Annotated in this window: 19 protein-coding genes; 10 read left to right on the forward strand and 9 right to left on the reverse strand. The window is 42.7% G+C overall.

All coding sequences use genetic code 11. From position 1 onward, the window contains the following. Positions 1 to 160: 160 nt before the first annotated feature. The 6 genes from dnaA (at position 161) to LHL20_RS13665 (ending at position 8,560) form a co-directional block, all read left to right on the forward strand. Positions 161 to 1,771, forward strand: a complete 1,611-nt coding sequence (gene dnaA / locus LHL20_RS13640; RefSeq protein WP_226433686.1) for a chromosomal replication initiator protein DnaA — start codon at positions 161 to 163, stop codon at positions 1,769 to 1,771. A 32-nt stretch (positions 1,772 to 1,803) separates the two neighbouring features. Next, on the forward strand, positions 1,804 to 2,904 hold the full coding sequence (gene dnaN / locus LHL20_RS13645) for a DNA polymerase III subunit beta (protein WP_202263026.1): 1,101 nt from the start codon (positions 1,804 to 1,806) through the stop codon (positions 2,902 to 2,904). Positions 2,905 to 3,031: 127 nt separating this feature from the next. After that, entirely contained in the window at positions 3,032 to 4,120 is a 1,089-nt protein-coding gene (recF, locus tag LHL20_RS13650; protein WP_202263027.1) for a DNA replication/repair protein RecF, read from the forward strand. 8 nt (positions 4,121 to 4,128) lie between these two features. Next, entirely contained in the window at positions 4,129 to 6,549 is a 2,421-nt protein-coding gene (gene gyrB / locus LHL20_RS13655; RefSeq protein ID WP_202263028.1) for a DNA topoisomerase (ATP-hydrolyzing) subunit B, read from the forward strand. 192 nt (positions 6,550 to 6,741) lie between these two features. Next, the gene (locus LHL20_RS13660) at positions 6,742 to 7,428 is read left to right on the forward strand and encodes a hypothetical protein (protein ID WP_226433687.1); all 687 of its coding nucleotides are present in this window, start codon (positions 6,742 to 6,744) and stop codon (positions 7,426 to 7,428) included. Between the two features lies 1 nt (position 7,429). After that, positions 7,430 to 8,560, forward strand: coding sequence for a hypothetical protein (locus LHL20_RS13665; protein ID WP_226433688.1), 1,131 nt, complete (start codon positions 7,430 to 7,432; stop codon positions 8,558 to 8,560). A gap of 53 nt (positions 8,561 to 8,613) precedes the next feature. Here the strand turns inward: LHL20_RS13665 and LHL20_RS13670 are convergent, their stop codons facing one another. The 3 genes from LHL20_RS13670 to glyQ form a co-directional block, all read right to left on the reverse strand. Then, complete coding sequence (locus LHL20_RS13670) at positions 8,614 to 9,057, reverse strand: hypothetical protein (RefSeq protein WP_226433689.1); 444 nt, start codon at positions 9,055 to 9,057, stop codon at positions 8,614 to 8,616. A gap of 86 nt (positions 9,058 to 9,143) precedes the next feature. Next, positions 9,144 to 11,222: a glycine--tRNA ligase subunit beta gene (glyS, locus tag LHL20_RS13675; RefSeq protein WP_226433690.1), complete on the reverse strand. Its 2,079-nt coding sequence runs from the start codon at positions 11,220 to 11,222 to the stop codon at positions 9,144 to 9,146. 2 nt (positions 11,223 to 11,224) lie between these two features. Beyond that, a complete protein-coding gene (gene glyQ / locus LHL20_RS13680) occupies positions 11,225 to 12,130 on the reverse strand; it encodes a glycine--tRNA ligase subunit alpha (RefSeq protein WP_202263033.1) in 906 nt (301 codons plus the stop codon). Between the two features lie 132 nt (positions 12,131 to 12,262). Here glyQ and LHL20_RS13685 point away from each other — a divergent pair, with 132 nt between their 5' ends. Continuing rightward, positions 12,263 to 12,850, forward strand: coding sequence for a DNA-3-methyladenine glycosylase I (locus LHL20_RS13685; protein ID WP_226433691.1), 588 nt, complete (start codon positions 12,263 to 12,265; stop codon positions 12,848 to 12,850). A 34-nt stretch (positions 12,851 to 12,884) separates the two neighbouring features. Here LHL20_RS13685 and LHL20_RS13690 read toward each other — a convergent pair whose 3' ends face one another. The 4 genes from LHL20_RS13690 to LHL20_RS13705 all read right to left on the reverse strand — a co-directional run bounded on the left by LHL20_RS13690 (position 12,885) and on the right by LHL20_RS13705 (position 15,613). Further along, positions 12,885 to 13,340, reverse strand: coding sequence for a DUF2489 domain-containing protein (locus LHL20_RS13690; RefSeq protein ID WP_202263035.1), 456 nt, complete (start codon positions 13,338 to 13,340; stop codon positions 12,885 to 12,887). Positions 13,341 to 13,357: 17 nt separating this feature from the next. Then, positions 13,358 to 13,864, reverse strand: coding sequence for a Der GTPase-activating protein YihI (gene yihI, locus LHL20_RS13695; protein WP_202263036.1), 507 nt, complete (start codon positions 13,862 to 13,864; stop codon positions 13,358 to 13,360). A 90-nt stretch (positions 13,865 to 13,954) separates the two neighbouring features. Next, positions 13,955 to 14,533 carry a class I SAM-dependent methyltransferase gene (locus LHL20_RS13700; protein ID WP_226433707.1) on the reverse strand — a complete coding sequence of 193 codons (579 nt, stop codon included), beginning with the start codon at positions 14,531 to 14,533 and terminating at the stop codon, positions 13,955 to 13,957. Between the two features lie 456 nt (positions 14,534 to 14,989). Further along, complete coding sequence (locus LHL20_RS13705; RefSeq protein ID WP_202263038.1) at positions 14,990 to 15,613, reverse strand: c-type cytochrome; 624 nt, start codon at positions 15,611 to 15,613, stop codon at positions 14,990 to 14,992. A 174-nt stretch (positions 15,614 to 15,787) separates the two neighbouring features. Between LHL20_RS13705 and yihA the strand changes: the two genes are divergently transcribed. Then, on the forward strand, positions 15,788 to 16,429 hold the full coding sequence (gene yihA / locus LHL20_RS13710) for a ribosome biogenesis GTP-binding protein YihA/YsxC (protein ID WP_226433692.1): 642 nt from the start codon (positions 15,788 to 15,790) through the stop codon (positions 16,427 to 16,429). 406 nt (positions 16,430 to 16,835) lie between these two features. Here yihA and polA read toward each other — a convergent pair whose 3' ends face one another. Then, positions 16,836 to 19,646 (reverse strand): DNA polymerase I, encoded by a 2,811-nt coding sequence (polA, locus tag LHL20_RS13715; protein ID WP_226433693.1) that lies wholly within the window; start codon positions 19,644 to 19,646, stop codon positions 16,836 to 16,838. A gap of 433 nt (positions 19,647 to 20,079) precedes the next feature. On the opposite strand from polA, the gene elbB reads away from it, so the two are divergent. Together elbB and LHL20_RS13725 are read left to right on the forward strand one after the other, a co-directional pair. Next, positions 20,080 to 20,733, forward strand: a complete 654-nt coding sequence (gene elbB, locus LHL20_RS13720) for an isoprenoid biosynthesis glyoxalase ElbB (protein ID WP_226433694.1) — start codon at positions 20,080 to 20,082, stop codon at positions 20,731 to 20,733. 127 nt (positions 20,734 to 20,860) lie between these two features. Beyond that, on the forward strand, positions 20,861 to 22,312 hold the full coding sequence (locus LHL20_RS13725) for a TrkH family potassium uptake protein (RefSeq protein WP_202263042.1): 1,452 nt from the start codon (positions 20,861 to 20,863) through the stop codon (positions 22,310 to 22,312). Here LHL20_RS13725 and trkA read toward each other — a convergent pair. Further along, positions 22,309 to 23,688, reverse strand: coding sequence for a Trk system potassium transporter TrkA (gene trkA / locus LHL20_RS13730; RefSeq protein ID WP_202263043.1), 1,380 nt, complete (start codon positions 23,686 to 23,688; stop codon positions 22,309 to 22,311). The genes LHL20_RS13725 and trkA overlap by 4 nt on opposite strands. Positions 23,689 to 23,734 lie beyond the last annotated feature (46 nt).

Below are 23,734 nucleotides of genomic sequence, written 5' to 3' on the forward strand. Positions count from 1 at the left end.
GCGAATAAAACGATAATTTAATTTCTCGCTGTTACCCAACATTTCCAACGCTATTTTCTTAATGGCGCGTTTTGGTGCCTGCTATTTTCACGCTTTTATGCAAACGTGACATCTATGGGGTTGGCTTTTTCACGCGAGTTACGGGAGCTAGCAACGTACCATGTCCTTGTGGAACCAATGTCTTGAAAGGCTGCGCCAAGAATTACCTACGCAGCAATTTAGTATGTGGATACGACCGCTTGTTTGTGAAGAACAAGATGGATTTGTGGCGCTGTATGCGCCAAATCGCTTCGTACTCGATTGGGTAAGAGATAAGTACTTAAATAACATTACGGCACTTCTTCGTGAGTTTGCGGGTGACAATGCACCACAATTGCGTTTAGAGGTAATGAGTCGTCAAAGTGTTAACCGAGCATCGCCAGCGCCTCAAGTACAGCCATCATCACCGTCTGTAAATACTCATAATAGTGCGCCGCAGCAGATGTCGTCGACGTCCAGCCAACACTCTGCACCGCCATCATCATCACATTCTTATAGTGCAAGTCAGGCTTCAGTTCCTACTAACCCTGGTAGTAGTGGTTATACTGCAAATAGTGATCATGGTAGTTCGTATACCACTAATGATCGCGGTGCGCCGTCGGTGGATCATAGCGATCGCCATACTTACGATCGCAACAGCGTCAATGGCTCACAAACACAGCGCGTGACGTCACCACCAAAAGTCATCCCTATTCCTGAGGCGATGAAGCACAAAAGCAATATTAATCCTACTTATCAGTTTGATAACTTCGTTGAGGGTAAATCAAACCAACTTGCGCGTGCAGCTGCGACGCAGGTCGCAAATAATCCGGGTGGCTCATACAATCCATTATTTATATATGGCGGTACTGGTTTAGGTAAAACCCACTTGTTGCATGCAGTTGGTAATGGAATTGTTGCCAATAACGGCGACGCTAAAATTGTTTATATGCATTCAGAGCGATTTGTGCAGGACATGGTAAAAGCACTTCAAAACAATGCGATTGAAGACTTTAAACGCTTTTATCGTAGTGTTGATGCATTACTTATCGATGATATCCAATTCTTTGCCAACAAAGAGCGGTCACAAGAAGAGTTTTTCCATACGTTTAATGCGCTTCTTGAAGGTAACCAACAGATCATTCTTACTTCTGATAGATATCCTAAAGAGATTGACGGGGTTGAGGACAGATTGAAATCGCGCTTTGGTTGGGGCCTAACCATAGCTATTGAGCCGCCAGAACTAGAAACACGTGTTGCCATCTTAATGCGCAAAGCGGCTGAAAATAGAATTCATCTACCAAACGAAGTTGCCTTTTTCATCGCGAAGCGACTTCGTTCTAATGTACGTGAGCTAGAAGGCGCATTAAACCGTGTTATCGCTAACGCCAATTTCACAGGTCGACCTATAACAATCGACTTTGTGCGCGAAGCACTTCGTGATCTACTTGCGCTACAAGAAAAGTTGGTAACCGTTGATAATATTCAGAAAACTGTCGCAGATTATTATAAGATTAAGGTAGCTGATATTTTATCTAAGCGCAGAAGCCGCAGTGTTGCGCGTCCGCGTCAGGTTGCTATGGCACTGGCTAAAGAGCTAACGAACCACAGTCTTCCCGAACTAGGAAATGCGTTCGGTGGCAGAGACCACACTACTGTTTTGCACGCATGTAGAAAAATAGAGCAGCTAAGAGAAGAAAGTCATGATATAAAAGAGGACTATAAGAACCTCATTAGGACTTTGTCTTCCTAACAACACGACCTTAGAGGCGAGATAGCACAGCGATGAAATTTTCTATAAGCCGCGAACAATTTTTACAACCCCTACAGCTGGTGTCTGGTGCTGTAGAGCGTAGACATACGCTTCCTATTTTATCAAACGTCCTTATTAAAGTTAGTGAGGACGCACTATGGCTTACTGGTACAGATTTAGAGGTTGAGCTGATTTCGAGCGTTAAGCTTGAAGGTGAGTTTACCGAAGGTGAGATTACTGTTCCTGCCAAGAAGTTGTTCGATATTATTCGTGGTATCTCCGAAGGTACTGACATTCATTTTTCATTGGATGGCAGTAAAGCGCTGATTAAAGCTGGTCGAGGTCGCTATACATTATCTACCTTGTCAGCAAATGATTATCCTAATCTTGAAGATTGGGAAGGCGAAGTAGAGTTTGAACTAACGTGTAGCGATTTAAAGAAGCTTATTGATTCAACGAGCTTCTCTATGGCACAGCAAGACGTACGTTATTACCTTAACGGTATGTCACTTGAGACCGAAGAAAATATTATTCGTACGGTTGCTACCGATGGTCACCGTCTTGCGTTGTGTCGTTTAAATTATGAAACGTCGCTTCCGGCTCGTCAGGTGATCATTCCGCGAAAAGGGGTATTAGAAATTTCACGCCTTATCAGCGAAGACGACAAGTCGTTGAAGGTACAAATTGGCGCAAATCATTTACGCATATTTTCAAACGATTTTATCTTTACTTCTAAACTCGTTGATGGTCGTTTTCCTGATTATAGACGTGTACTACCGCAAAATGGTGATAAGGAAATTATTGCAAGTAAAGCGGTACTTAAAGATGCTTTTTCTCGAGCAGCAATTCTGTCGAATGAAAAATTCAGAGGTGTACGTTTAAATCTATCATCTGGTGAGTTAAAAATTACTGCTAATAACCCAGAGCAAGAAGAAGCAGAAGAAATCGTAGATGTACAGTATCAGGGTGACGATTTAGAAATTGGTTTTAATGTTGCTTATTTGATTGATGTACTGAATGCTCTAGGCACTGATGATGTCAAAGTAAGCCTTTCTGATTCGAATGCCAGCGCGTTAATTGAAGACAGTGCGGATGATTCTGCACTTTACGTTATCATGCCAATGCGCTTGTAGAGCAAAGCGCTGGTATTTAGATAACATTAATTGTTGAAAATTGCATTTTGAAATTTGTTTTTAGTTTTCAAAGAAGCGGTCTAGGTAAACTAGGTCGCTTCTTTTTTATCAGCAACGTGATGACATCATGAAACTGGATCGAATCCAGATTACTCAGTTTCGTAATCTTTCTTCTATCACTTTTTCTCCTTCGCCTACGCTTACCGTTATTCGAGGTGTTAACGGTAGTGGTAAATCCTCATTGATTGAGGCGCTTTATTATTTAGGTTTTGGACGTTCTTTTCGGACGAATAAACATGGCTCTGTGATTCAACATGAAAAGGATAGCTTTAGTGTCTTTGCATCTTGTTTAACGGATGAGGGTGATACGCTTAAGCTTGGCTTTCAGCGTAGCAGGGCAGACACATTTACGTGTAGTATCAATGGCGAGCACAGCACAAAGTTAGCCGATTTAGTGAGCCTTGTGCCTATTCAACTTTTTACACCACAAAGTACAGACCTTATTATTGGCTCTCCAGCAGAACGTCGGCGATTTTGCGATTGGGGATTGTTTCACGTGAAACATCATTTTCCTTCGCTAGCTAACCAGTATGGAAAATTCTTAAAGCATCGAAATGCATTACTAAAACAGCAAGCCAATTTAGCTGCACCCGAAAACCAATATTGGGAATCACAGTTTGCTGAGCTTGGTGAGTCAATGACAGCATTTAGGCAGGACTATGTGTCATCGTTAACGCCAATTTTTAAAGAATATGCAAAGGAATTTCTTCCAACCTTTGAAGTGGAATTGAGTTACTATAAAGGGTGGGAAAAAGATGTGTCTTTATCAGAAAGCCTAGTTAAAAAGCGTGAGTATGATGGTAAAATAGGGCATACCTCTTCTGGGCCACACAAGGCTGATTTACGGCTTAAAGTAAACGGTGTGAATGCCCAAGAGCTTTTATCGAGAGGGCAGCTTAGAATGGCTGTGGCAGCGCTACAAATGTCACAGACTAGGTTGTATAACTCAGCAACTCATCACAAGAGTATTTTCTTGCTCGATGATGTTGGTGCTGAATTGGACGCGGATAAAAGAGAACAATTTATTGACGGGTTGCTAGAAATGGATACGCAGGTTTTCGTTACTGCCATTGAATCCACGCAACTTGAATTTATACAAAAATATAACGAAAAGAAAATGTTTCACGTGGAACATGGGAACGTGAAAGAGGAGTAAAAGCTAGTATGTCAGCAGAGAACAACTACGACTCGTCCAGTATTAAAGTACTTAAAGGATTAGATGCCGTAAGAAAACGTCCTGGTATGTATATCGGTGACACAGATGATGGTACAGGGTTGCACCACATGGTTTTCGAGGTTGTCGATAACTCAATCGATGAAGCGCTTGCTGGACATTGTTCTGAGATCGTTGTGCAAATTCACAGTGATGGCTCAGTGTCTGTGTCTGACGATGGCCGTGGTATTCCAACAGAACTTCACCCTGAAGAGGGTGTTTCAGCTGCCGAAGTTATTATGACAGTACTTCACGCTGGCGGTAAGTTTGATGATAACTCTTATAAAGTATCAGGTGGTCTTCACGGTGTTGGTGTTTCAGTTGTAAACGCACTTTCAAGTCGTTTGAAGTTGCGTATTCGCCGTGGCGGAAAAGCGCACGAACAAGAATATCATCACGGTGTACCACAAGCACCGCTAGCCGTTACTGGCGATACAGATAAAACGGGCACCATGATTCGTTTTTGGCCTAGTTCTGATACCTTTACTGATACGCTATATCACTACGACATTCTGGCAAAACGCCTACGTGAATTATCGTTCCTAAACTCTGGTGTTTCCATACGTTTAAAAGATGAACGCGATGGGAAAGAAGACCACTTTATGTATGAAGGTGGTATTCAAGCATTTGTTGAATACTTAAATGAGAAAAAAACACCCGTTCATCAAAAAGTGTTTCACTTTGCCAGTGAGCAAGAAGACGGCATCGCAGTAGAAGTAGCAATGCAATGGAACGACAGCTTCCAAGAAAACGTATTCTGCTTCACTAATAACATTCCACAGCGCGATGGCGGTACCCACTTAGCCGGTTTCCGTGGCGCGTTAACACGCACATTGAACAACTACATGGAGAAGGAAGGGCTTAATAAGAAAGCGAAAACCAACGCCAGTGGTGACGATGCACGTGAAGGTCTAACTGCGGTGATTTCTGTAAAAGTGCCTGACCCTAAGTTTAGTTCTCAGACCAAAGATAAGTTGGTTTCATCAGAGGTACGTCCTGCTGTTGAATCGGCGATGAACGAAAAGTTAGCCGATTTCTTATTAGAAAACCCTGCAGAAAGTAAGATCATAGCAGGAAAGATTATTGATGCCGCACGTGCCCGTGAAGCAGCACGTAAAGCACGTGAAATGACACGCCGTAAAGGTGCATTAGACTTAGCAGGTTTGCCGGGTAAATTGGCTGACTGTCAGGAAAAGGACCCTGCACTAAGTGAACTATACATAGTGGAGGGTGACTCTGCGGGCGGTTCAGCAAAGCAGGGTCGTAATCGTAAGAACCAAGCGATTCTTCCACTTAAAGGTAAAATACTTAACGTCGAAAAAGCGCGCTTCGATAAGATGCTATCTTCGCAAGAAGTCGCCACACTGATCACAGCGTTAGGGTGTGGCATTGGTCGCGACGAGTATGATCCAGAGAAACTACGTTATCACAGTATAATCATCATGACCGATGCTGATGTTGACGGGTCTCACATTCGTACCTTGCTGCTGACGTTCTTCTATCGTCAAATGCCAGAAATCATTGAGCGCGGTTACGTTTATATTGCTCAGCCTCCACTTTATAAAGTGAAAAAGGGTAAGCAAGAACAGTATCTAAAAGACGATGATGCGTTAACTAACTATCTAACGTCTATTGCTATTGATGGTGCGTCTTTGCATACAAGTAGTGATGACCCAGGTATTAGCGGTGTTGGATTAGAAAACTTGGTTAAACAATACCAGTCAGTAGAGAAAATGATTGCACGCATGAAGCGCTTAATGCCTGCGTCTATTCTTTACAGAATGTTGTATACACCTACGCTTAACCTAGAAGATTTGAAAGACCAATCTGCCCTTGAAAATGTAGCTAAACACTTCGTTGAGCAACTAACAGAGCGCGAAAATGACGGTGCAACTTACCGTTACGAGATTCGTCATGATGCAGAATTAAGCGAGTACTTTATTACGATTATCATGCGTATGCACGGTATCGACTATGAGTACATCATTAATCACGAATTCATTGAGTCTTCAGAATATCAGCGCCTTAAAGAACTTAATCTTGCTATAAACGACATGATGGGGGCCGATGCTTACATCCAACGTGGCGAGCGTAAGCAACCGGTAGACTCGTTTAAAGCTGCACTTGAATGGCTTATGGGCGAAGCAAAACGCGGTCAGTATATTCAACGATACAAAGGACTAGGTGAGATGAACCCAGAGCAACTTTGGGAAACTACCATGGATCCGGAAAGTCGCCGTATGCTGCAAGTAACCATTGAAGACGCTATTGGTTGTGACCAGTTATTCACTACCTTGATGGGTGACCAAGTTGAACCACGTCGTGAATTCATTGAAGCCAACGCGCTTAAAGTTGAAAACCTAGACGTATAGTCTCAACCGACTTATACGACACACATTATTAAAGCGGCTTTCGAGCCGCTTTTTTTATGGCTAAGGGTTGAAAAATTAGACTAAAGGTTTGCTCTGTGTTTAGTGCTAAGCATATAGTAGAGGGTGTAATGCAATGGAGTACGTCAAGACAACTATGCGACTCTTCAGGATTAGTAAACAAAGGAATGAATAATGCGGTATGGCTTACTCTTAATAACAGCGCTTTTGGCCCTAGGCTGCACAGAAAAGTCCTCACTGACAGAGTCTGAACGCCGTTATAACCACGCGATTAATGAGCAAAACCAAATCATTATAAAGGCGAATGATTACTTAAACTCAAATATCAGTGGCAATGTTACTGCTGATATTACGCACTTAATCTACGCTAAAGAACAGCTATCAAACGCAAAACAGGTGCTTATAAAAGCGAAAATAGTCGGTATTAAATCACCTGAGGTTAACTTATTGTCCGACAGGCTGAGCGAGTACGACCTGGTAGCGGCAACTGAAGCAATGCGACTCATTGAACTTGCGATAGAGAAAACAATTCAATTCAGGCGTGCTGTTGATGACATGCCTCTTGTGCCACTAAGTGGTGCGTCCCTCGAAAGCGACCATATGATCAAATATATGGGCCAAGAATATAACGGAGAACTTAACGCGTGTTGTATATCTACCCTTAAGGATATAGAAGTGTTTCTACGGGGAAGTGATCAAGATACTTATTGGTCATTGAGAAAGCACATTTTAAATTTAGAGATGTCGTTATCGCGTTTCTTAGAAGACGATAAGTTTAAAGTAGATTATGAAAGGTCTATTGAAGAACTATCGACCAACATAGAAAAGCTCAAAGATTTATCAGTTGAAAGGAATCAATAGAATGACCTTACTATCGAAGTGTGGTGTAGCAGTGACCTTAACAATGATGATGTTTGAGGCAACCGCCTTGAATAATGTTGATAAGTATCAGATGCCTACTTCAGCCGTGTCAGTTAATGAGAGTAACGATACTCGCTCCAAAAATGAAGAGGGCAAAGCTTTTGTTTTCGACGTTGGCAAGTTATTAGGTAATGGTAAAAAAAATAGAGCTAATCCATTAATCAACAATAATGTTTCTCTAGATAACGGTGTATTTGGCCTAATGTATGGGACAACGATTTCAGAAATGACCGCGTTATTCGGTGTTCCAACTTCAGAGTACAAAATTGATGAAGAACACACACTTTATTCGTACGGGAGAAATTTGTGGGTTTTAACAAAGCATAATCGCGTGATCCGCATACAAAATGACAACAGATGGATTCCCAAGCGCTTGTCGAACTACATGGCATTTGACGAGCGACCTACGAACAACTGGGTAATAGGGAAGGATGTAAAAAAAGGGGATAGTAAGAAAACGCTTATTGAAAGGTTGAGTGGGAGCTTTGTGAACGATACTACTTATCGAATACAGAACAAAGAAACAGGCATTTACATAGATATTGAATTAGCACTTGCGAGTGTGTCTAAGGACGAAGACTGGACTGTATATAATTACGTATATGGCCACGTTGACGACGAGAGTGATATCACGCTTTCAAGCTTTCCAGATAATGTTATCTCTTACCAAGACCTATATACCATTATAATAGATAATCGTTTAGAAGAAGAAAGTACCAACATTGGTGAACTAAAATTATCGCCCATTTTCACAGCAGCAACACAACACGGAAACCTATTATTTGTTTATGACAACCATTTAGCCATCATTTCAAGTGACAATGAAATTGAGAAAGTACTGTTGTCTAACGCATTTTTTGATACCAAAGCCAAAGCAACGAAATGGCGATATGGAGAACTCTATTCGAGGCAAAGTAGTAACTTAATCAAAAAAATGTTTGAAGATAAAATCTTTGAATTGGCGGATAATTATTGGGAGCTAGATTTAAAAGGCTTTAAGTACGACTTAATATTCGATAAGTCCGCAACAGGTGAAATGGAATTAGCTGAGATAGAGTTTCAAGCGTTCTAGTAAAAACGTATGGTGGCCTACTATCAGACCACCAAATATAATCAATGAAACAACTATAGTTTGCTAACCAATAGCGCAATTTCGCCGGCACTGGCAGGACTAATAGTGAAACGGTATTTGCCCGTTGATGAAGGCGTAAACTGAAGGTTCTCTGAGCCTTGCTCACAGATTAAATAAACCGTGGCACCCAACATTACAGGTTGACCCTTATATTTGCCTCCACAGCTCTGTGAGGGCGTCCATTTTGCGTCTGAAAGACGAAAGTCGTAAGGTTGACCGTCGGCAATGAGTTCAACATCTACCACCCAACCTGTACTGGTACTCTTAAATTTGTAGCTTGGGTCTGCTTCCCACCAGTTGAAAACACCACGCAAAAACATGTTTTCGAACTGAATTCGTGGTGTATCCGGCATGATTTCTGGAATATTGAAACTGCCACTACTTGAACATGCAGAAAGCGCAATACAAAGAGTAAGAATACTAAATAACTTTTTCACAACTACTCCATGGGTAAAAAAAAACCCAACACTTCGTTGGGCTTTTAATCTAAGTGGTAGATGCAAGCACCACCAAAATGATTAGCCTAAGACTTTGCAAGGATAGATATATCTGCAGTCGTTAGGAAAAGTTGCCTTAAAAGTGACAACAAAGCAAGTCTGTTTTGTTTCACTGCGGCATCATCAGCCATTACCATAACATTATCAAAGAAGTTATCTATCACTTCACGTAGCGTAGCTAACGTAGTCAAAATACGCTGATAATCTTGTGACGCTAATGCTTCATTTACCTGCAATTGCGCAGTTACTAATGCAGAATTCAGTGCTTTCTCAGCATCTTCAGTTAATAGCGTTGAATCGATGTGAATTTCGCTAGTAACCTCTACATTTTGTTTAGCAAGAATATTGGCAACCCGTTTATTTGCTGCGGCAAGCGCTTCAGATTCCTCTAACGCTTTAAACGCCGCAACAGCGTTAACCCGAGCAAGATAATCCGCAGGCTTGGTAGGGCGACGCGCTGCTACCGCTTGGATAACATCTATCGCTACGTCTTGGTCTTGCAATAAAGCGGTGAATCGACCCAGAACGAAGTCAACAACTTGTGTCTGTGTGTCTTGATTGGTAAGCTTATTACCATAAACATTGACCGCTTTTGCTACAAGTACGTCTAAATCAAGCGGCAACGATAGCTCTGTAATAATTCGAAGCACACCAATTGCTGCACGGCGAAGCGCAAAAGGATCTTTATCACCTTTTGGTAGTTGGCCAATACCAAATATACCTACAAGGGTATCGAGCTTATCTGCAAGCGCAACCGATGCACTTACTCCCGAACTTGGCAATGAATCACCAGCAAATCGCGGCATATACTGCTCGTAAAGCGCTTCGGCTACTGGTGCATCTTCACCGTCGTTTAATGCATAGTACTTACCCATCACACCTTGAACGTCTGGAAACTCCATTACCATGTTTGACATAAGGTCAGTCTTGGCAAGTAAGCCTGCGCGTGCAGCTTGCGTTTCATTTGCATCAATTTGTGTAGCTATAAACCCAGCCAAGGCAGAAATGCGCTCAGATTTCTCTTTAAGTGTACCGAGTTGCTTTTGAAACAGCACAGTTGCCAAGCTATCTAAGCGGCTTTCTAAGGTAGTCTTCTTATCACTATTGAAGAAGAACTCAGCGTCAGCGAGGCGAGGGCGGATAACTTTTTCGTTACCTGAAATTACCTGCGTTGGATCTTGGCTTTCAATGTTACTTACGAATAAGAACGTATTTGACAGATTGCCGGATGAATCAAGCAGTGGCACATATTTTTGGTCATCTTTCATGGTGTAGATAAGCGCTTCTTTAGGTACTTCTAAAAACGCTTTATCAAAACCTGCTTGTAGCACTACAGGCCATTCTACCAATGACGCAATCTCTTCTAGCAACTCTTCGTTGTAATCTGGTGCAAGCGATAGCGTGTTAGCGGCATCCTCTAATTGCTGTCGTACTTTATCTTTACGTGCTTCAAAGTCCGCAAGTACATACTGTTTTTCCAATGCTGCTGCATAGTTGTCAGCATGGTCAAGTTCAAAGCGCGATTCACCATGGAAACGGTGCCCTTGCACTGTACGTCCGCTTGTAAGACCAAGTACAGATACATTCACCACTTCACTGCCATACAGCACACACAACGTGTGAACAGGGCGGATAAACTGCGTATTGTAATTGCCCCAACGCATTGGCTTTGGTATTGGTAGTTTACTTACTGCTTGGTTAATTAATCCTTCAAGCAATTGGGCTACTGATTGACCAGGTACATGCGATTTGTGAAGCAACCACTCGCCTTTATCAGTCACTAAGCGCTCAGCTTCTTCAACGCTAATGCCATTTCCACGAGCCCAGCCTTGTGCAGCTTTAGTGGGGTTACCATCTGCATCAAACGCCGCTGAAACTGCTGGTCCGCGCTTTTCTACAACTTTATCAGCCTGACCTTCAGCAAGCGCTGACACATAAACAGCTAAACGACGAGGCGCGGCAAACCAGCTAACAGAACCAAAACTTAGATCTGCTTGCGTTAGCGCTGCTTCAAACTGAGTGGCAAATGCTTCGCCTAGCGATTTCAGCGCTTTTGGTGGAAGCTCTTCAGTACCTAATTCTACTAAACAATTCTCTGTACGCACGCTTATGCCTCCTTGTTACATAGTGGGAAGCCTAACGCTTCACGTGCTTGGTAATAACTTTCTGCACATGCTTTGGCAAGTGTACGAACACGAAGGATATAACGTTGACGCTCTGTTACTGAAATTGCGTGGCGTGCATCCAATAAGTTAAATGCATGCGATGCTTTCATTACTTGCTCGTAAGCAGGTAGAGGCAGGTTATTTTCAATTAATTTCTGGCTTTCTGCTTCACATTCGTCGAAGGTTCTAAATAGCGCATCTACGTTAGCGTGCTCAAAGTTATACGTAGACTGTTCGACTTCGTTTTGATGGAACACATCTCGATAGGTGACTTTGCCCATTGGGCCGTCAGTCCATACCAGGTCGTAAATACTGTCAACGCCTTGTACATACATAGCCAAACGCTCGAGACCATAAGTGATTTCGCCAGTAACAGGCTTACACTCTATGCCGCCAACTTGCTGGAAGTAGGTGAACTGAGTGACTTCCATACCGTTTAGCCATACTTCCCAACCAAGACCCCATGCACCGAGCGTTGGAGATTCCCAGTTGTCTTCTACAAAGCGAATATCGTGAACTAACGGATCAAAACCTAACTCTTTCAATGAGCCCAAATACAACTCCTGAATATTGTCAGGCGAAGGCTTCAGCATTACTTGAAATTGATAGTAATGTTGTAAGCGGTTTGGGTTTTCACCGTAACGACCATCTGTTGGGCGTCGGCACGGTTGAACATAGGCGCTACTCATTGGCTCTGGACCTAGAGAACGGAGGAAGGTCATAGGGTGAAACGTACCTGCACCCACTTCCATATCCAGAGGCTGAATAATAACGCAGCCCTGACGCGCCCAGTAATCTTGAAGCGCAAGGATCAACCCTTGAAAGGTTTTAATATCGTATTTCTGCATACATCCGCTGCTTATTAGTTATCTGACTAAAATAAAGGTGGGATAGTATACAATTTGTAGGGCATAGTATGTAGGTGTAAAGGGTGAAAAAACGTCACGAAAGCCTTCAATACAGCAAGGAAATGCAAATTCATGGTGCCAGATCAATTAAATCGCTGTGGTTGGGTGGGTAACGACCCAATTTATCAAGCATATCACGACAATGAGTGGGGAATTCCCGAAACCGATAGCCAAGCGCTTTTTGCAAAACTGTGTTTAGATGGTCAACAAGCGGGATTATCGTGGATAACCATTTTAAAAAAACAACAAAACTATGAGAACGCGTTTCACCAGTTTAACCCTGTGAAAATAGCAACAATGACAGACAGTGATGTTGAACGTTTAATGCACGATAAGGGAATTGTCAGAAATAAGCTTAAGATAGAGTCGATTATTCGTAATGCTAAAGGGTATTTAGCGATAGAAAAGAGCCAACCTTTTAGTGAGTTTATATGGCAATTTACAGACGGAAAAACCGTTGTAAATCACTGGAAAGATTTTAGGGAAGCGCCAACATCAACTGAAGCTTCCAAGGCAATGTCTAAAGCATTAAAAAAACAAGGGTTCAATTTTGTGGGAGAAACGATTTGCTACGCCTTTATGCAGGCAGTTGGTATGGTGAATGATCATGAAGTTGGGTGTCATTGTTACGACAAAGCGTGTAGCGCTGCTATCAAATAAGTTGGACTGTGTGATAACAACGCGCGTATTACGCCTATTGTGTAAGCGTTTCGCAATAGGCCTGCAGCGCAGGCAATTCTGCTAACACTTTTGTCTCATATTCTGACTCAATTTGTTCCCGCGCGATATCCTGTTTTCTTCGCTCACTTTTCGACAACTTTTGGCGTGCTTCTAAGATGGCAAAGCCGCTGACCTCGGTAAACAGTGCGTATATGTGTGGGTATTGCGCCTTAAAGTCTGGCGGAGAAACTATTGGCAATGCGTTGAGCAGGTTTACAATGCGAATTACGCCTTCGGACAATTCACATTGCTGCTGTTCCATTGCTTTAGCAATTAACACCAAGCTCTCGGTAATTGTACCTATTCGCGACTGACGGGTGGCTTCTTGTCTGATCTTTTGCTGTTTAAGTAAAAACAGCAATTTACCGGCATAAAAACCAAGACCGAGAATAATGAGAATTGCGATGCCTGAAAGTACTGCCCAAAGCATAAGTTACCCTGAAATTATTACTGCTTAAAGTCGTCGATGTTAATAGCGTCTAAATCACTAAACGGATCTATATCGTCATCTTCATCGTCGTCTTCAACGATACCTAGCAAGTCGCACAGAATGCGGTGACGGGCCATCTTCTCATCAACATAAGCCTGCTGTTCTCGTGTAAGCGGCTTGTCATCATCTAACTTATCGAGTAAGTCTGACAAACGTTGATCTGCTTCTAATGCTGCAAGTTCTTGTGCTGGTGTGGCGTACTTTTTCTTTTGTGCTGGTGTAGGCGTTACCGATGTTTTTACCAATTGGATTGGTTTTTTACTGCCGATACGAGGATCTTTCTTCTCAGCACTTTTTTTACCAGAAACTTTCTGTTGCTCTACATTATGGCGGCTACCCGCTGGCTTGCCTTTATGCTTTTTGGGGCGGGGCGAGTCTGATTTGCGGTTTTCGCTTGGTTTGAAGTCTGGGTCTTTTCGAACGCCGATAAGACCGACTTTACGAGATTTCTTAGAACGTGCCATAATTTCCAATTAACAAAGAGAGTGAAAAAACAACGCTATTATAGCGCGAATTCGCTTGCGCGTATTGATCTTTGGGTGAAGTTTAAAAAATCAATTGAAACCAGAGCCTTTATAAAATAACGCAACATCATTGGTGGGGAATACGACGTTGAATCCATCTCGTTGGGCTAAATACTGAAAGGTTGATTCACTAAAGAAACACACATGCGTTGGATCGTTTTTATAGTGCCAACTAGCGAAGCGCGCTTTATCAATTACACGTTTTGTCATCACCGCTAATATTCCATCTTCTGCCAATAAGCGACAGAACATTGTCCATTCGCGATGAGGTTGATGAAAATGCTCTATAGCTTCAGTGCAGGTGATAATGTTATAGGTGTGTTGTAATGCTTCAGGATTGTTGGCAAAAAAGGGATCATATACTCTAGTGCTCACACCAAGCTCTTCTAACATTTGTGCTAGTACCGGAGCTGGACCACAACCAAAATCTAATGCCTTTAATTCATTATTCTTATTAGATGAAATATATGCTGAAAGTGGCGTTAAAACCTTTCCAAGAAACTTTCTATAACCTTCATCCTCAAAATTATTTTCATGCAGGTCATATTCCTGCTTCTCCTTCTCTTGAGAGGGAAGGTATTCAGGGGCTACGTAAACCAAATCGCACACTGTACATTGCAGGTAATGGCGCTTCTTATCTGTAGCATAGTCGATACTAGAATGAGAATGTTGGCAAAGAGGACAAGACATAAACGATTATTAAGTAAATACAGGAATGTAATTATTTTTGGGGTTATAAAAAAGAAAAAGGTGATGGTTTTCACCATCACCTTACATTGTATGAGTGTCAGATGACACCTCTCCCGTTATACACATCTATGTGTAAGCTGGCTTCCCTAGCTTTGCTCCCCTTATTCTTGTTTTTAGCAGAGCGCTATTGTTGTTGTTGGCCTTCGTGGCTCTTTATCCCGTCATCCATGTTGTATTTTTATTATTATTCTTGTTATTTAGCTTGTAGCTTTTCAAAGGCTCCTACAAACTACGCCGTTAGATTACACGAATAATTTCAAAATACAACTTTTTCGGTAACAAATTTTTAACAACAGTGCTTAAAAACAGAACAGTTTAGTGTAAGCCTGCGATATAGTTAGATAAAATTTCGATATCTTCGTCGGTTAATTTCATCGCAATGTCACGCATCATGCCGTTCATATCATTATGACGCTGGCCTGAGCGGAAGGCTTTCAGCTGTGAAGCCGTGTATGTTGCGTGCTGACCACTGATGTCAGGGAAACCTGCTAGGGCCATACCGTTACCTTTAGGACCGTGACAAGCAATACATGCTGTTACACCACGTTCCTCGTCACCACCTTGATACAGAGCGCGACCGGCTTCAACATATTGCTCTGGAGTTTCACCAGGCTTTTGATCTTGGCTAGAGAAATACGCTGCTAAGTCTTTCATATCTTGCTCTGAAAGTGGGGCAGCCATACCGTTCATTACAGCATTGTTACGGCCTTCTTCACCACCTGTTTGTGAAGCAAGTTTAAATTCCATCAGTTGTTTAACAATGTACTTTTCATGCTGGCCAGCAATCTTAGGGTTCATGTCAATCATGCTGTTACCATCAGGCCCATGACATGCTGCGCAAACAGCTGACTTCGCTTTACCTGCCTCGGCATCGCCTTCTGCTACAGCAGTTGCGCTTAAACCTAAAGACATACATACCAACAAACACAGTTTTTTCATAATAAATCTCTTAAATGGATCCAACGGCTCGCGTGATATACGTGATATCATGCGTATTTTACACATTTAACGCGTCAGAAAAACCTATTCCATGATAAAACTATGGTTTTTAGTTGGTTTATTCATTAAAAAACTGTAAACCCAAGGTTGTGACGCATGTGGAGATTAGTCTAGATGTCGTATTACACCAAAGCAAAATTCTTTACCAGTGCACCGGATATTCGTCACTTAAAGAATGATACCGGAATAGAAGTGGCGTTTGCTGGCCGCTCGAACGCAGGGAAATCAAGTGCGTTAAATACATTAACCCGTCAAAAGAACTTGGCTCGAACCAGTAAAACACCGGGTCGTACACAACTTATTAATGTGTTTGAGTTAGAAGAAGACCTGCGCTTAGTTGATTTACCAGGGTATGGTTTTGCCAAAGTCCCTGTAGCGATGAAGAAAAAGTGGCAAGCGTCGTTAGGAGAATACCTACAAAAGCGTAAATCACTTAAAGGCCTTGTGGTGCTTATGGATATTCGCCACCCATTCAAAGATTTAGATCAGGATCTTATCCATTGGGCTGTCGACTCTAATATTCCGGTACTTGCATTGCTTACTAAAGCAGACAAGCTTAAATCGGGTAAACGAAAGGCGACGTTACTGATGGCACAAGAAGCGGCTATGGCGTTTATGGGGGATGTCACTGTACAAACATTCTCGTCATTAAATAAACATGGCTTACCAGAGTTAGAGCGTATTCTCGACGGTTGGTTTGGGTTGAACAAAGACGCTGACGCTGATGCGGATGAAGCTAGCTTTGATGAAGAGTAGTCATTTCTTGCTATTGTCTTTAACAGGCAATCGTTTTTACTAAGCTACTGCTTTTACAAAAAAGAACGCCCCGCTAAAAGCGAGGCGTAAACTGAGAGAAAACACATAAAAACCGTAGATATAGAGTCGTCAGAAATAAAGAAGTTCACTAAAAATAATTAAAAAGGCAATTAAAGATATAAGTGATTGAAAATAAATGATTTTTATTTTCTTTAGACATAAAAAAACCCCGACAAATTGTCGGGGTTAAAGCAAAGGTTTGAAAACAGCTTTCTCACCTCTGTACCCTACATGCGTAATATTACAACAAAACATGAAAAAAAGGCAAGGGTGAGGTGTAATTAAATTACCAAAATGAGCGTAAATGAACACGCCAAAACCCTAAAGCTGTAATCTAATTACCAAATTAATGGGCTTCATCCCAATTTTCGCCAACACCGGCTTCAACCACTAATGGCACATTAAGTGTTGCTGCATTTTCCATTAATGCAGTAATTGTCGCCACGTGCTCTTCTACTTTTTCTTCTTTTATCTCAAATACCAGTTCATCATGAACCTGCATCATCATTGTGACATCGTCTGAAGCATTCTTTGCAATCCAATCATCAACCTTGATCATTGCCATTTTAATGATATCTGCTGCGGTCCCTTGCATCGGCGCATTAATAGCGGCGCGCTCGGCACCTTTACGACGAGCGCCGTTACTTGCCTTTATGTCTGGAAGATAAAGTCGGCGGCCAAATACGGTTTCAACGTAGCCTTTTTCTTTTGCACCTTCACGGGTGCTGTCCATGTACTCAAGCACTCCTGGGTAGCGTTCGAAATACAAATCCATGTACTTTTGCGCTTCATTACGTGGAATATTAAGTTGTTTAGATAAACCAAATGCGCTCATACCGTAAATCAAACCAAAGTTGATTGCTTTGGCACTTCGGCGCTGTTCCGTAGTGACATCGTCTAATGGCACTGAGAATACTTCCGCAGCAGTGGCTTTGTGAATGTCTTTACCGTGCGCAAATGCATCAAGTAAGCCTTTATCACCAGATAAATGCGCCATAATGCGCAACTCAATTTGCGAGTAGTCAGCAGCGACTATTTTATTACCATCGCGAGGCACAAAAGCTTGTCTCACACGACGGCCTTCTTCGTTGCGAATTGGGATATTCTGTAAGTTAGGATCCGTAGATGATAAACGACCCGTTGCGGTAACCGCTTGATGGTAAGAGGTATGCACACGACCCGTCCGGTGGTTGATCATCTTAGGTAATTTATCTGTGTAGGTATTCTTAAGCTTTGTTAGTCCACGATACTCCATAATTTTCTGTGGCAGTGGGTACTCAAGAGCGAGTTCTTGCAATACATCTTCAGAAGTGGACGGCGCACCTTTTGGTGTCTTCTTAATTACAGGTAGAGACATTTTCTCGAATAGGATGTGCTGAAGCTGTTTGGTCGAACCTAGATTAAAGGGTTCGCCTGCTTCTTCGTGAACTTCTTTTTCAAGCTCAGCAATACGTGTAGCAAGATCTTGACTCTGTTGTCTTAGCTTTTGGCTATCTATGAGTACACCTTGTTGCTCCATACGAGACAACACACAGGCTAGTGGTACTTCAATATCGATGAGCAAACGCTTAAGCTCGTCAATACCGCTCAACTTTTCCCAAATAGCCTGATGCAGTCGTAACGTAATATCGGCATCTTCTGCCGCATAGGGACCTGCTTCTTCAAGCGGTATTTGGTTAAACGTAAGTTGCTTCGCACCTTTACCGGCAATTTCCTCGAAATGAATGGTTTTGTGGCCCAGATAAGCTAAGGCAAGCGAGTCCATATCATGACGTTGCGCCGTACTATTAAGTACATAGCTCTCAAGCATAGTGTCAAAACCAATCCCATTCAGTGTAATGTCATAGTTTGCAAGTACGTTTTTATCGTACTTGATATGCTGACCGACTTTTATTGAATCGTGAGATTCTAAAATAGGTTTTAACGCATTAAGCACCATGTCGCGCGAAAGTTGATTGGGGGCATCGGGGTAATCGTGAGCAACAGGTACATACGCGGCTTTACCCGGTTCAATACAAAATGAAACACCTACCAATTCAGCATCCATATAATTTAGGCTAGTGGTTTCGGTATCGAAGGCGAATAACTCGGCCTTTTCTAATAACGCGACCCATTCATTAAAACGCCTTTCATCAAATACAGTTTCGTATTGAGACTTATCAATTTCAACAGAATGGGAGGTGTCTAAATTATTTTCAGATGCATTGCTCTGTGTATTAGACGATGCAGAGCCTGAGGCGTCACTGACTGATTCACCCACTTTATCGCCACTAATTAGGGCGCTGACTTCACTATGCCAACGTTTAAATTCATACTCGGCAAATAGATCACGCAACTGCTCATTGTCAGCTTGCTGAGGTGTTAGTGTTTCAACGTCATATTCAAGGTCAAGATCAATACTTATTGTTGCGAGCGTATAAGAGAGACGTGCTTGCTCTTCATACTCTTGCATTTTAGCCGCCATGGTTTTACTGCCTCTAAACGACAGGTCGGCAATCTTATCGAGATTTTGATAAATGGATTCAATGCCGCCGATTCCGTTTAACAAGGCTTGAGCACTCTTGTCACCTACACCTGGTACGCCAGGAATGTTATCCACTTTGTCACCTTTCAGTGCAAGAAAGTCGATAACTAATTCAGGAGGAATACCAAATTTTGTATTTACGCCGTCAACATCCATTAGTTGGTTTGTCATAGTATTGATAAGCGTAACGTGCTCGTTTACCAATTGGGCCATGTCTTTATCACCGGTGCTAATAAGGGTGTCGATCCCTTTTGCTGTGGCATGATTGGCAAGCGTCCCAATCACGTCGTCGGCTTCCACACCAGACTCTACGATAACGGGTAAACCCATAGCACGAATAATGGCATGAAGAGGTTCGATCTGACTTCTAAGTTCTTCAGGCATAGGAGGGCGGTTCGCTTTATATTCTTTATAGATATCATCGCGAAACGTTTTGCCCTTTGCGTCAAAAATGACAGCCATATGCGTTGGGTTGTATTGTTTGATCAAGCTTTTCAGCATATTAACCACACCGTAAATAGCACCGGTGTCTTGGCCTTTTGAATTAGTCAGTGGCGGCAGGCCGTGAAACGCTCTAAATAAATAGGAAGATCCATCAACAAGAATAAATGGAGGCTTTTTAGAATCAGGCATAAAGGGCGATTTTCCAATATCAAATATGAGCGCAAGAATGCCACAGGCAACCTAAGATCGCCACAAACGAAAGCAAGATTAATGGTGTGACATGATCTCATAGTTAAGTTCACAATCGCTGTGGATAACTTTGTGATCTAATGTGTCAGGCACGCCGATCCGAATGATCTTTGTAAAAAAGTGGATCACCGTTCAAATCAAGAAAAATAAGGGAATGAGACAAAGGTGTGATAACAGCATACCTGCTACAAATCATTCCATTTTATGTGGATAACTTGGTGTACGTTTATTTTTGGTTTAACCAAGCTGGTCGAGTAATGTAGCATATCCATTTACAATGTATATACGTATTATTAAGAACTTTTTTTGAACAGTTGACTGTTTAATAGCCAAATTTTGAATAAGTAGATGGCATAACGTCTGGGAGGACTATATGAAACGAGTTGCAGTAATTTTAAGCGGCAGTGGTGTATTTGATGGGGCCGAGTTACACGAGGCGGTACTTACCCTGTTGGCTATAGAACTCAACGGTGCTCAATATCAATGTTTCGCGCCTGATGTTGAACAGCTTCATGTGGTTAACCATCTTACGGGTGAAGTTGCAGATGGCGAGTCGCGCAACGTGTTGGTTGAATCGGCGCGTATTGCACGTGGCAATATAAAGCCCGTCACTGAATGTGACGTAAATGATTTCGACGTGCTGATCTTGCCGGGTGGCTTCGGTGCGGCGAAAAATTTATGCACGTTCGCGGTTGACGGTGATAACTGCAGTTTTAATGAAGCGGTAATGGATACCTGTTTAGCTTTTGCTAAAGCGAAAAAGCCAGCTGCCTATGCCTGTATTGCTCCTGCTCTGGCTGCGAAAGTCTATGGTAACAACGTAAAGCTCACAATTGGTAATGATGAAGCCACTGCAAAAGGGTTAAATGCTCTTGGGGCGCATCACGTAGATTGTCATGTCGACGACGTTGTTGTAGACAATGAAGCTAAGCTGGTGACTACACCCGCTTATATGCTTGCACAAAGTATCACTGAAGCACACAACAGTATCGCTAAAATGGTAAAAACCGTTTTGGCGATGAAATAAGTTAAGTTTCGTGCTGTGACGATAAAAATAAAACAGGGGAAACAAGGGTTTCCCCTTGTTCGCTATAGTCCTATAATCGAGTGTCTAAAGTACTTCTGCGCTTATAACAATAAAGGCATAACGAACTATGCACTACCGTGCCATCATACGAATTCTTGGGTTGCTGATAGCGCTATTTAGCGTAACTATGATCCCTCCTGCCATAGTGTCGTTGATATACCAAGACGGTAGTGGCTTGCCATTTGTTCTTGCTTTTGTGCTGTGTGTTATGGGGGGCATGGCGCTGTGGTATCCCAATCGCCAGCAAAAGAACGACTTAAGGGCGCGAGAAGGCTTTTTGATTGTAGCGCTTTTTTGGTCGGTGCTGGCAAGTGTAGGTGCAATCCCACTAATTTTACTTGAACAGCCTAGTATGACGGTGACCGATGCGTTCTTTGAATCGTTTTCGGGACTAACGACTACTGGGGCTACGGTTATTGAAGGGATCGATTTTCTTCCTCATTCGGTGCAATTTTATCGCCAACAGCTACAGTGGCTTGGGGGCATGGGGATCATTGTACTTGCAGTAGCGATACTGCCCATTCTTGGTGTTGGGGGCATGCAGCTCTACCGAGCGGAAACGCCCGGCCCTGTAAAAGATAATAAAATGACACCGCGTATCGCCGATACCGCTAAGCATTTATGGTACATCTATTTGTCAATCACCATCGCTTGTGCGGGGGCTTATTGGTTAGCGGGAATGAATGTCTTTGACGCCATATGTCATTCATTTTCTACCGTTGCTATCGGGGGCTTTTCAAATCACGATGCCAGCTTAGGCTATTTCAGTAGCCCTATGGTTAACGTTGTGTGTACTGTCTTTTTGTTAATTGCCGCGCTGAATTTCTCATTGCACTACGCGGCGGTGAGTTCACGTTCTGTGCGTGGCTATTTTAAAGATCCAGAATTTAAGGCGTTTTTCATTATTCAAGCGTCGCTTATCGGAATTTGTTTCTTAGTGCTGACCTTATCTGGTTATTATAGCTCAGCGGAGCAGGCGCTTGATCAGGCGATGATACAAGCGGTATCAATCAGTACCACCGCAGGTTTTGCGACAACAGACTTTTCGGTTTGGCCTACGTTTTTGCCCATTATGCTCATTTTTTCCAGTTTTATCGGTGGTTGTGCAAGCTCAACAGGTGGTGGCTTAAAAGTGGTTCGGGTTTGCTTACTGTTCTTACAAGGTAAGCGAGAAGTGGACAGACTGATTCACCCTAAGGCTGTATATAGCGTAAAATTTGGTGACAGAGCAATGCCTGATCGTGTGGTTGAAGCCGTATGGGGGTTCTTCTCAGCTTATGCAGTGGTGTTTGTTATTATTATGATTGGTCTTATCGCCACTGGCTTAGACAATTTAAGTGCCTTTACAGCAACGGCAGCTATGTTAAATAACTTGGGGCCGGGTTTAGGTAGTGTGGCAGCAAACTATGCAGATGTCACAGACGCTGGAAAATGGCTACTAGTTATCGCAATGGTATTTGGCCGACTTGAAGTGTTTTCACTGCTTGTATTGTTTTCACCGACGTTTTGGCGTAGTTAGCCAAAGAAAAATGCGCTGGGCTGGAAGAGCTTTTCTACATCATTAATGTATTTTTTGTCGACTAAGAACAAAATAACGTGATCGTTGGCTTCTATCTTGGTGTCGCTATGGGCAATGATCACTTGGTCATCTCGTACGACTGCGCCAATTGTTGTACCAGGCGGCAGTTTGATGTCGCCAATTTGCTTACCCACTACTTTTGATGTGTTCTCATCACCGTGAGCAATTGCTTCAATAGCTTCTGCTGCGCCTCGGCGCAACGAGTATACATTAACAATATCGCCACGACGCACGTGTGTAAGCAGGGCTGAAATAGTTGCCTGTTGGGGAGAAAATGCAATATCAATTTCACCACCTTGAACAAGGTCAACATACGCACTGCGTTGAATAAGCACCATGGCTTTTTGTGCACCCATGCGCTTTGCTAGCATTGCCGACATGATGTTAGCTTCGTCGTCGTTTGTAACCGCAATAAATGCGTCGACCTGTTCAACATTTTCTTCGCTTAGCAATTCAGGGTCTGATGCATCGCCACTAAAGACAATTGTCTTATCAAGATGAGCAGATAGGTATTTAGCGCGCTCGGGGCTATATTCGATAAGCTTAACGTTGTGATTGTGCTCTAGCTTTTTCGCAAGGCCTGCACCTATCAAACCACCACCGGCTATCATTATGCGTTTGTAACTCGATTCAAGCTTTTGCAGTTCACTCATTACCGCGCGAATATGCTTTGTTGCGGCAATAAAAAATACTTCGTCGTCAGCTTCTATAACGGTAGTCCCTAATGGACGAATAGGGCGTCCACGACGATAAATAGCCGCCACACGCGTTTCAACGTTCGGCATGTGGTCTTTGAGTGCTGATAATGCGTGACCTACAAGCAAACCACCATAGTAAGCTTTTACCGCTACCAAACTTGCTTTGCCTTCAGCAAACTCCACTACCTGAAGTGCGCCTGGATAGTCAATAAGGCGTTTGATTGCCTTTGTTACTAACTGTTCAGGGGCAATAATATGGTCGACAGGTATGTCTTGCTGCTTGTACAGCTGTTCCTGATAAATGATGTACTGTTCAGAGCGAACTCGGGCTATTTTTGTTGGCGTTTTAAATAGACTATATGCGACCTGACAAGCCAACATATTGCTTTCATCACTGTTAGTTACAGCAATGAGCATATCGGCATCTTCAGCCCCTGCTTTGCGCAAAACATCTGGGTGTGAACCTACACCTGTAACAACCTGTAGATCGAGACGGTCTTGTAGTGAACGAAGAATAGCAGGGTCTGAGTCGATAACCGTGATTTCGTTATTCTCGCCAACTAAATTTTCTGCAAGCGTTCCGCCCACTTGGCCCGCGCCCAAAATGATGATTTTCATCGTTATTATTTTGCCTTGCTATTTATACACCAGCGCTCTGATTACG

This window comes from Alteromonas sp. McT4-15 (assembly GCF_020515205.1).
Classification (GTDB): Bacteria; Pseudomonadota; Gammaproteobacteria; order Enterobacterales; family Alteromonadaceae; genus Alteromonas.